The following is an 8,902-nucleotide window of genomic DNA, read 5'->3' on the forward strand; positions in this document are numbered from 1 at the left end:
GGGGAAGTAATGTCGGCAGAACGACTACAGAAGTACCTGGCCCGCGCGGGAGTTGCTTCGCGCCGGCACGCAGAAGAGCTGATCACCGCGGGCCGAGTGGCCGTGAACAACACGACGGTGACGGAGCTGGGGAGCCGAGTGGAGCCGGGCACGGACCTGGTCTCGGTGGACGGAAAGCTCGTCACCCCCCCTGAAGAATCCTCTTACTTCCTGCTCTACAAGCCCGTGGGTGTGGTGACGACCCTGTCGGATCCCCAGGGTCGGCCGACGGTGGCCAACTACCTGGAGGAGACGGGCAAGCGCCTGTTCCCGGTGGGACGCCTGGACTACGACGCCGAGGGAGCGCTGCTCTTCACGGACGATGGCGCGCTGGCGCACAAGCTGACGCACCCGAGCTTCCAGGTGCCTCGCACGTATCTGGCGAAGGTGAAGGGCGAGCCCGACATCCTGACGCTCGACAAGCTGCGTGGTGGCGTGCGGTTGGAAGACGGCATGGCCACGCCGGTGTCGGTGGGCGTATTCGAGTCCGCCGAGAAGAACACCTGGTTGAAGATTGTCGTGGCGGAAGGCCGTCCGCACCTCATCAAGCGGCTGTGTGCCGCGGTGGGGCACCCGGTGGTGCGCCTGTTCCGTCCGGCCTACGCGGGTATTGGCGTGGAAGGATTGCGGCCGGGAGCGCTGCGTCCGCTGAAGAAGACCGAGGTCGAGCTGCTGAACGACGTGGCCGAGGGCCGTGTCGCGCCTCCGACGGCGGAGCTGCGGCTGCCGCCTCGGCGTCATGGGCGCGCGGCGCCGGGCTTCAATGAGTCGGACGAGGACGAGCTGTCCATGGACGATGACGCTCCCGCGCCTCGGAAGGCGGCGGGTGAGCGTGGGGCTCGCAAGGCTCCGGCGGGGGCTGGAGGGGCGGCGTGGAAGCCCGTGGTGGATGGTGGCTCCGGGCTGGCTCGCTTCGGGCGTCCGCGAGGGGCCGCTGCCGAGGGTCGCGGTGCGCGGCGCTCGGGTGGTGACGAGGGTGAGCGCCCGTCGCGTGGCGCGGGTCGGCCGGCGCGCAAGGAGTGGGGCGCGGGTGGGGCGGATTCACCGCGCTCACGTGGGCCTCGCGCGGAAGGTGGCGCGGATCGCGGTCCGCCGCGTCGTGCGCCGGCTGCCGGTGGTGCGTCGCGCTTCGGTCGTTCGGCCTCGGGAGACGAGGGACGTCCGGCGCGCAAGGAGTGGGGCGCGGGTGGAGAGGACAGACCGCGCGCCAGCAGGAGCGCTGGTGCTGGTGAAGGCCGCCCCGCGCGCAAGGAGTGGAGCGCGGACGGTGAGTCGGCTCGTGGTCCCGCGCGTCGTGGCGCGGACGGTGATTCGAAGCCGCGTTTCGGTGGTGACTCGAAGCCCCGTTTTGGTGGTGAGGGCAAGCCCCGCTTCGGCGGTGACTCGAAGCCGCGTTTCGGTGGAGAGGGCAAGCCGCGTTTCGGCGGTGACTCGAAGCCCCGTTTCGATGGCGAGAGCAAGCCGCGCTTCGGCGGTGACTCGAAGCCGCGTTTTGGTGGTGAGGGCAAGCCGCGCTTCGGTGGTGACTCGAAGCCTCGTTTCGGTGGCGAGGGCAAGCCGCGCTTCGGCGGTGACTCGAAGCCCCGTTTCGAGGGCGAGAGCAAGCCGCGCTTCGGTGGCGACTCGAAGCCTCGCTTCGGTGGCGATTCGAAGCCGCGCTTCGGTGGCGACTCGAAGCCCCGCTTCGGTGGCGATTCGAAGCCGCGCTTCGGTGGCGACTCGAAGCCGCGTTTCGGTGGTGACTCGAAGCCGCGTTTCGGTGGTGACTCGAAGCCGCGCTTCGGTGGCGACTCGAAGCCGCGTTTCGGTGGTGACTCGAAGCCGCGTTTCGGTGGTGACTCGAAGCCGCGTTTCGGTGGTGACTCGAAGCCCCGCTTCGGTGGTGAGGGCAAGCCGCGTTTCGGTGACTCGAAGCCTCGTTTCGGTGGTGACTCGAAGCCGCGTTTCGGTGGCGACTCGAAGCCGCGCTTCGGTGGCGACTCGAAGCCGCGTTTCGGTGGCGACTCGAAGCCGCGCTTCGGCGGCGAGGGCAAGCCTCGCTTCGGTGGCGCTGGTCGGTCGGAAGGCGAAGGCCGTCCTCGTTTCGGCGGCGGTGCGTCGCGCGGAGCAGGGCGTTCGGCTTCGGCCGGCGAAGGCCGTCCTCCTCGCCGCGAGTGGAGCGGTGGAGACACGGGCGCTCCTCGTGGCCGTCCCGACCGGAAGCCCCGTGATTCGGAAGGCTCGGGTCCTCGTGGACGCAGCGGCGGCTTCGGCGCGAAGCCGGGCGGCAAGGGTCCTCGGGGGGCAGGCGGCCGGACAGAGGCCCGCGCCTGGAAGCCGTATGACGACAAGGGCTCGCCCCGCGAGCGAGTCGTCCGCGCCGGGTCCCGGGGCCTCGCCCCCGAAGGCGCCCGCAAGTCCGAGGGTTTCCAGGACTGGGGCAAGAAGAAGGAAGCCGGTTCCCGGCCCCGCTTCAGCACCCAGGGGCCCAAGGGGCGGGCGGGCTCATCCTCGAAGGGGCCTCGCCGGCCTTACTGACGCACCACACAGCACAGCGGATTGGGCGGCAGGGGGGTCGTTGATATAACCCCCTGCGACTTTTCCACCGTTCGCCTTACCGGAGACCGATGCGAACCGGCACCCGCCCCATCCTCCTCATGCTGGTCCTGGTCCTCGGTTGCAATGGCAGCCGAGACCAGCTCCTCGCGGATCTCCAGAGTCCACGTCCGGAGGTCCGCGCCCTGGCGGTGAAGAAGCTCGCCGGGCAAGGCAATCCGGACGACCTCGTCCTCTTCACTCGGGCGGCCAAGGACCTGGCCGCCATTGTCCGCGCCGAGGCGGCCGTCGCGCTGGGGGAGAGTCAGGACCCCCGGGTGGTGGACCTGCTCGGCGAACTTCTGGAGGACTCCGACGAGGAGGTCCAGGGCCGCGCCGCCATGGCGCTCTCCAAGGTCAAGAACGACAAGGCCAAGGCCTACCTCACGCTCCAGTACGGGCGCCGAGGCCGCGCCACCCGTCAGGTCATCGTCCAGGCCCTGAAGAACGCGAACGTCCCAGGCGCCATGGCGGAAGTCGTCGCCGCCGAGGCCAAGGGACAGTGGGATCGCAATCTCCTGACGCTCACCGAGGGCGCGCTGCCCGAGCGGGTAGGCGCCGCCGAGGAGCTTGGCAAGAGCGGTCGCCCGGAGGCCGTGAATCGCCTGTTGCCGCTGGTCCGCGACAGTCAGGTCATCCTCGCCGCCGCCGCCGTGCGGGGCCTGGGAGACGCCGGTGACAAGCGGGCCGTGGGTGCCATCGCCCTGCTGCTGGACGAGAGCTTCCCCGAGCTGCGCGAGTCCGCGATCATCGCGCTGATGAAGTTGCAGGACCCGGCCGCCGCGCCCCGCCTGCAGGCCGTGGCGGTGGAGAAGAGCGCCGTGAGTCCCATGGCCATCGACGCCATCCTGTCCTTCCCTCGCACGCCCGAAGCGGACACCGCGCTGTGCGCCGTCGCCCTCGATGGCGCGCCAGCCGAGGCGCTCGCCGCCGGTCGGGCAATGCGCTCGCGGGGCGGCTGCCCGATGGACCCCATTGGCGAGCGACTGTCGCGTCCCGCCACCGCCGCCAGCGGGCTGCAAGCCGTCCTCGGGTTGGGGCCCGCGGCCCTGCCGCTGCTTCCCAAGGTGGCGCCGTGGCTCAACCAGAACGACGCGGTGCTGCGCCTGCTCGCGGTGGAGGCCGTCACCGCCGTGGGCGACGCCTCCGTCGTGCCCCAGCTCCAGAAGCTCTATGAGCAGGAGGTGAAGGGCCTGGAGGCCCTGCGCACCGACTGGGTCGCGCAGAAGCTGCCGGAGAACTACTCAAGCGCGTTCGACCCCTCGGCGCCGTCTTCCCCTCACGTCCCCGGTGCGGCGCCGGATGAGCGTGCGGCCCGTCACGCTTCGCTTTTCGAGCGCGTCAAGGCGCTCAATGCCCAGCGGGCTCGCGACTCGGGTCGTCCGGTGGTCAAGCCTCGCGTGCCCACCGAGCTGTTCGATGACGTGGAGGCGGAGCGTCTCGTCCCTCTGGCGACGCTGCTGCGTGCGCTGGGCTCGCTCCGTGCTCCGGGCGCGCTGGAACTGCTCAAGGGCTACAGCCAGGACTCGAGCATCCCCCTGCGTACCGCCGCGCTGGTGGGCCTGACGCACCTGGGCCCCGAGGGCGTGGCGGTGGCGCGTGATGGACTCCTGGAGCCCGAGAGGGATCTCCAGAAGGCGCTCGCGCAGGCCCTCGCGGAGGCTGGCGACGCCGGTCCGGCGGCGTTGATGGAGATGCTCCCGAAGATGGGTGGAGAGAAGCTGCTGGTGTTGGATGCGCTGACGCGGGGATCGGGCGTGCCCGCCTCGGCGTCGGCGGTGCTCCAGACGGTGGTGAAGGAAGGCGGCCCGGAGGCCGCGCTCGCGGCGGGGCTGCTCGGTCGCATCCAGGCGAAGGATGCCGTGCCCACGCTCATCAAGGCGCTGGACGAGACGAACAGCGTCGCGCGGCGGGATGTGTTGCTGGCGCTCGGGACGCTGGGTGATTCGCAGGCGGCCGACGCGGTGTCGCGAGACCTGTTCCACGACCTTCCGGAGATTCGCGCGGCGGCGGCGACGGCGCTCAAGCGCATGGGCGCGACGAACCAGTCGGAGTCGCTGGATGCGCTCAAGAGCGACTACTTCCGCACCGTGCGCGACGCGGCGGGGGCGGCGCTGGCGAAGGGCGGCACCGCTGCCGAGGGAGCCAGGTGATGGAGGCGCGCAAGCTCAAGGACAGGGCCGCTGAAGCCTTTACCAAGGGCCGCTTCTCCAAAGCCGCGGAGCTGTACGAGGACTTCTGCAAGCTCGACCCGAAGGACCACCAGTCGCGCCTGCGTACGGGGGATGCGTGGGCCAAGGCAGGTGAGCGCGAGCGCGCCATCTCCGCCTATCAGGCCGCCGCCGAGGGCTTCGCGAAGGAGGGCTTCCTCCCGCGAGCCATCGCCGCGAGCAAGCTCATCCTAGAACTGGACCCCAGCCATCAGGGCGTCCAGCAGATGCTGGCGAACCTCTACGCGCGCCGGGGAACTCCCGCGGGTGCCCGGGCCCGTGGGCCCATGACGAGCGCGCTCTCCGCGCCGCCACCGCCCGAGCGTCCCGTGGCGGCGGTGCCCACTCCGCCGCGCGCCGGGACACCGGCCGTGCTGGAAGCAGGGGAGGGTTCCGTCAACCTCTCCGCTGAACTCCCCGCCGAACTGGCGCTGTCCGTGGAGGACGCGCCTACTCCAGGCTCCACCGACACGTCGGAAGAGGTTGTTCACTCGGTGCGCATGGGCCTCTCGCATCCGGATGCGGAGGCTTCCGTCGCGGCGGCCTCTCCGGGCGAGGAGCACGAGGGCATCGACATCGCGCTGGGCGAGCCCGAGTCGTCTCCCTCCGTGTCCGCCGTCACCCACGCGAATGCTCGGGGCGCGTCAGAGACGCCCTCCGTGGCGAGTGTCAGCGCGATTTCCGCCGGCGTAGCCGACACCCACGCGAATCCCCGGAGCGCGTCAGACGCGTCCATTAACGCGAGTGTCGGGACGATTCCCGCCGGGGACGTTGTTACCAGCGCGCATGCGCGGGGCGAGGCAGCGTCGGCGCCTCCCTCCGTGTCCGCCGAGAATTCCATCGCCAGCGCGCAGGAGAACAACGGCACTTCGCTGCCTCCCGGTCTCGCACCGCGCGCCACGCAGCGAGTGCGTCCGCCCGTGCCGGAGACGCCCGTCGCTGCCAGCACGGACGCCCTGACGTCGGGCCCTCGCTCGCCCGTGAGTGGCAAGTGGAAGGCGCTCTCTTCGCCCATCGGAGAAGCGGGGTCGACGGATTCCAACTCGATGCCTCGGACGCCGACGGTCATCGACCCGCCCTCCGCGCCTCCCGGGTTGCGCCCTCGTCGCGCGGAGGCCACGCCTCACGCGGGTGCCACGGCGGTGCCCTTCCGAGAGGTGTCGCGGGAGCTTGGCGCGTCGCTGCGCGCGGTACCGCCCAGCCCGTCGTCCTTCACCGAACTGGAGATGGAGGCGGACTCCCTGCTGCACGCCGTGGAACTGGCGGCACAGGCGGGGCTGCACCAGCGCGCCGAGGAAGTTGGCGATGGAGAGGAAGAGGTCTTCAGCCTCACCGAGGAAGTCCTCACCGACGCGCCCTCACTGGACGCGCTCCCCACCATCCCCCTGTTCTCGGACCTTCCGCGCGACGCCTTCATCGAGCTGTTCGAGCGCTGCCCCCTGCGCCGCTTCAGCCTGGGCGAGCGCATCCTCGACCAGGGCAGCCACGGCGACGCCTTCTACGTCATCTGTGAAGGCCAGGTGCGCGTCTTCCGGACGGAGTCAGGTCGCCGCGTGGACCTGGCCGCGCTGGAGGGCGGAGCCTTCTTCGGTGAGATGGCCATCCTGTCCGGCGCCCCTCGCACCGCGTCCGTCGAGGCCGGCACCGAAGACACACAGTTGCTCGAGATCTCCGCGCCCGTGCTCGCCTCGCTCTCGCGGAGCCACCCCCAGGTGGCGGCGGCCCTGAAGAAGTTCGTGCGGCAGCGCCTGCTCACCAACGTGATGAACACCTCGGCGCTGTTCCGTCCCTTCAACCGGAAGGACCGTCGCACGCTGGTGGAGCGCTTTCGGGCCCGCGACATCGAGCGCGGCGAGGTCGTCATCCGGGACGGCGACCGGACCGATGGTCTCTACGTCCTGCTCTCCGGCGAGGTGGAGGTGCACAAGGACGGGCACCTGCTGACGCGACTGAAGGAAGGAGATCTGTTCGGAGAAATCTCCCTCCTCCAGAAGACGCCCGCCACGGCCACCGTGACGGCCGCGCGTCACACCACGCTGCTGCGGCTGCCGCGCGAGGACTTCGACGCGCTCATCTCCAGCCACCCGCAGATCCTCGTGCTCATCTCCGAGCTGAGCGACGAGCGCCTGCGCCGCACCGAGCAAGTCCTGGGGACGAACCTCTCCGGCACCTTGAGCTCGCTGGATGGCGAAGAGGAACTCATCCTGGTTTGAGGCGCGCGGGCTTCAGCGCACCTTGGCCAGGTAGTCGTCGCGGGTGACCAGCCCCCGCGTCTCCAGCAGCTCCAGCATGGCCCTCAACGAGCGCGCCTGCTGAGCGACCATGCGCTCCAGGTCCGCGACCTGCTGCGTGAGGATATCCACGCGCTGCGTGAGTTCGCTCTCCCGGACGGGCGCCGGCGTCTGACTGGCCGTCGAGCGCGACGCGCCCGCCATCTCCATCGGCTCCGAGGGCGGCGCCAGCTCGAAGGTCTGCTCGTCGAGATTGAACGACAGCGGCGACGCCGTCGCGGAGGTGATTTCCCCGTGGTAGTGGCGGCGGATGGCGCGCTCGATGGACGACGCGGCGGCCACCACCACCTGGATGCGCTGGCCCGTGTGGAAGGCCAGCTCCTGGAGGGACTCCACGTTCGTCGGGTCCGAGGTGGCCACCGTCAGCAGCTTGTTGGCGGGGTCTGCCGCGGTCGGGAAGACGGTGTAGCGCTCGGCGATATCCGCGCGCAGCGCCTGGAGGGCCACGGAAGAGGGTGCCAGGCCATCCAGCTCCACCGTTGGAATGGAGAGCTGGCGCGAGAGCGCGTGGACCATGGAGCTCTCGTCCACGAAGCGCATCTGCACCAGCGTCAGGCCCAGCCGTCCGCCCCACTTGCGCTGCTCGGCGAGCGCGGAGCGCAGCTGGGTCTCCGTCAGGAGGCCGGCGTCCATGAGGATTTCCCCGAGCCGGCGCTTGCGGCCAGGGGGCGAAGGCGGGGGTGCCACGGAAGAAGGATTCACCCCCCCAGCATACCAGTGGCCGGGGACGTCCGGCCCCCGAGGAGCCTGCCGAGGGGTGGGGAAGGGGCGGGCACCCCCGCAATGGGGTAAATGTCAGGGCATGACGCGAAGCCTCCTCCCGTTTCTCACGCTGGCGCTCGTCGCCGGCTGTGCGTCGCAACGGCTGGCCGGCGCGGACCTGGACCGCGTGCGCCGCCCTGCGTTCATCTCCCGCATCGAGGACGGCGCGGGACCTCGCAGCTTCGTATTCCGTGAAGACGCCGCATACGGCGACAAGCTCAAGAAACTCGAGCCCGTGGAAGCGGACCGACGGCTCACGGTGAAGCTCCAGCAGGCGGTGACGCGCTTCGAAATCTCGGAGCGGCTGCGGGTGAATACGCTGACGCAGCTGCCGCGCGAGGCGCCGTGGACGGCGACGGTGGACCCGGCGCGCGTGGCTTCAGTGCTGGAGAGCTTCCTGGTGGAGGAAGTCCCGGCGAACGCGCCGGACTACGACATGGTGGCGCCGCTGGGCGCGGACACCGTCGTCGAGTTCGTCGTGCAGGAGTACGGCATGCGCAGCAAGAAGGGCCACGCGGGCGCCTTCCTGCGCGGGTACGGGCGGATGTTCACGCTGGATGGGCGCTCGGAGGTGTGGCGACACCCGTTCTCCGTGGACCAGGTGGAGTCCGGTGCCGCGCACCTGGACCCGTTCAAGGTGGGCAAGGACCCCGACCTCTTCCGCCAGGCGATGACCCTCATGCTGGACCAGGTGGCGCTGGACTTCGTGAAGGACCTGACGCCGAGAGACAGGCGCGGGGGCCCGACGCTGCCCGACCACCCCATCTCCTCGTCGCCGGACAATGTCGCGCCGGTGATGGTGGAGCCCCCGAAGCAGCCCGAGTCGGACCTGGCCCCGGGTGAGCTGCCGGACCCCGACCCGGACCCGACCTAGCGTCGGCGCGGCACTCCAGGGCGGGCCTAAACCGGAGTTCGTGATTCTCGATCAGGTCGGAGGGCGGGCAGGCGTGAAGTGAGCGGGAAGAGGGAGCAGGGGCACCTCTCGTTCGGCTCTGTGTGCGCAGAAAACCTGAGAGCGAGAAGGCC

Annotated in this window: 5 protein-coding genes; 4 read left to right on the plus strand and 1 reads right to left on the minus strand. The window is 70.3% G+C overall.

Annotated features, from left to right (window positions below; all coding sequences use genetic code 11):
* Positions 1 to 9: 9 nt before the first annotated feature.
* The 3 genes from HUA75_RS12260 (at position 10) to HUA75_RS12270 (ending at position 7,036) form a co-directional block, all read left to right on the plus strand.
* Positions 10 to 2,556 (plus strand): pseudouridine synthase, encoded by a 2,547-nt coding sequence (locus HUA75_RS12260; RefSeq protein WP_174486466.1) that lies wholly within the window; start codon positions 10 to 12, stop codon positions 2,554 to 2,556.
* A gap of 89 nt (positions 2,557 to 2,645) precedes the next feature.
* Positions 2,646 to 4,766 carry a HEAT repeat domain-containing protein gene (locus tag HUA75_RS12265; protein ID WP_174486467.1) on the plus strand — a complete coding sequence of 707 codons (2,121 nt, stop codon included), beginning with the start codon at positions 2,646 to 2,648 and terminating at the stop codon, positions 4,764 to 4,766.
* On the plus strand, positions 4,766 to 7,036 hold the full coding sequence (locus tag HUA75_RS12270) for a cyclic nucleotide-binding domain-containing protein (protein WP_174486468.1): 2,271 nt from the start codon (positions 4,766 to 4,768) through the stop codon (positions 7,034 to 7,036). The genes HUA75_RS12265 and HUA75_RS12270 overlap by 1 nt, the downstream gene beginning before the upstream one ends.
* Positions 7,037 to 7,048: 12 nt before the next feature.
* Here the strand turns inward: HUA75_RS12270 and HUA75_RS12275 are convergent, their stop codons facing one another.
* Positions 7,049 to 7,747: a general secretion pathway protein GspE gene (locus HUA75_RS12275; RefSeq protein ID WP_141649295.1), complete on the minus strand. Its 699-nt coding sequence runs from the start codon at positions 7,745 to 7,747 to the stop codon at positions 7,049 to 7,051.
* Positions 7,748 to 7,916: 169 nt separating this feature from the next.
* Between HUA75_RS12275 and HUA75_RS12280 the strand changes: the two genes are divergently transcribed.
* Positions 7,917 to 8,750 carry a hypothetical protein gene (locus tag HUA75_RS12280; protein WP_174486469.1) on the plus strand — a complete coding sequence of 278 codons (834 nt, stop codon included), beginning with the start codon at positions 7,917 to 7,919 and terminating at the stop codon, positions 8,748 to 8,750.
* Positions 8,751 to 8,902 lie beyond the last annotated feature (152 nt).

This window comes from Myxococcus sp. CA040A (assembly GCF_013336725.1).
Taxonomy (GTDB): Bacteria; Myxococcota; Myxococcia; order Myxococcales; family Myxococcaceae; genus Myxococcus; species Myxococcus llanfairpwllgwyngyllgogerychwyrndrobwllllantysiliogogogochensis.

What these genes read in the sequence shown, in the direction of transcription:
- HUA75_RS12260 (WP_174486466.1), top strand. Translation starts at nt 10, where the DNA reads ATGTCGGCAGAACGACTACAGAAGTACCTGGCCCGCGCGGGAGTTGCT.
- HUA75_RS12265 (WP_174486467.1), top strand. Translation starts at nt 2,646, where the DNA reads ATGCGAACCGGCACCCGCCCCATCCTCCTCATGCTGGTCCTGGTCCTC.
- HUA75_RS12270 (WP_174486468.1), top strand. Translation starts at nt 4,766, where the DNA reads ATGGAGGCGCGCAAGCTCAAGGACAGGGCCGCTGAAGCCTTTACCAAG.
- HUA75_RS12275 (WP_141649295.1), bottom strand. Translation starts at nt 7,747, where the DNA reads ATGGACGCCGGCCTCCTGACGGAGACCCAGCTGCGCTCCGCGCTCGCC.
- HUA75_RS12280 (WP_174486469.1), top strand. Translation starts at nt 7,917, where the DNA reads ATGACGCGAAGCCTCCTCCCGTTTCTCACGCTGGCGCTCGTCGCCGGC.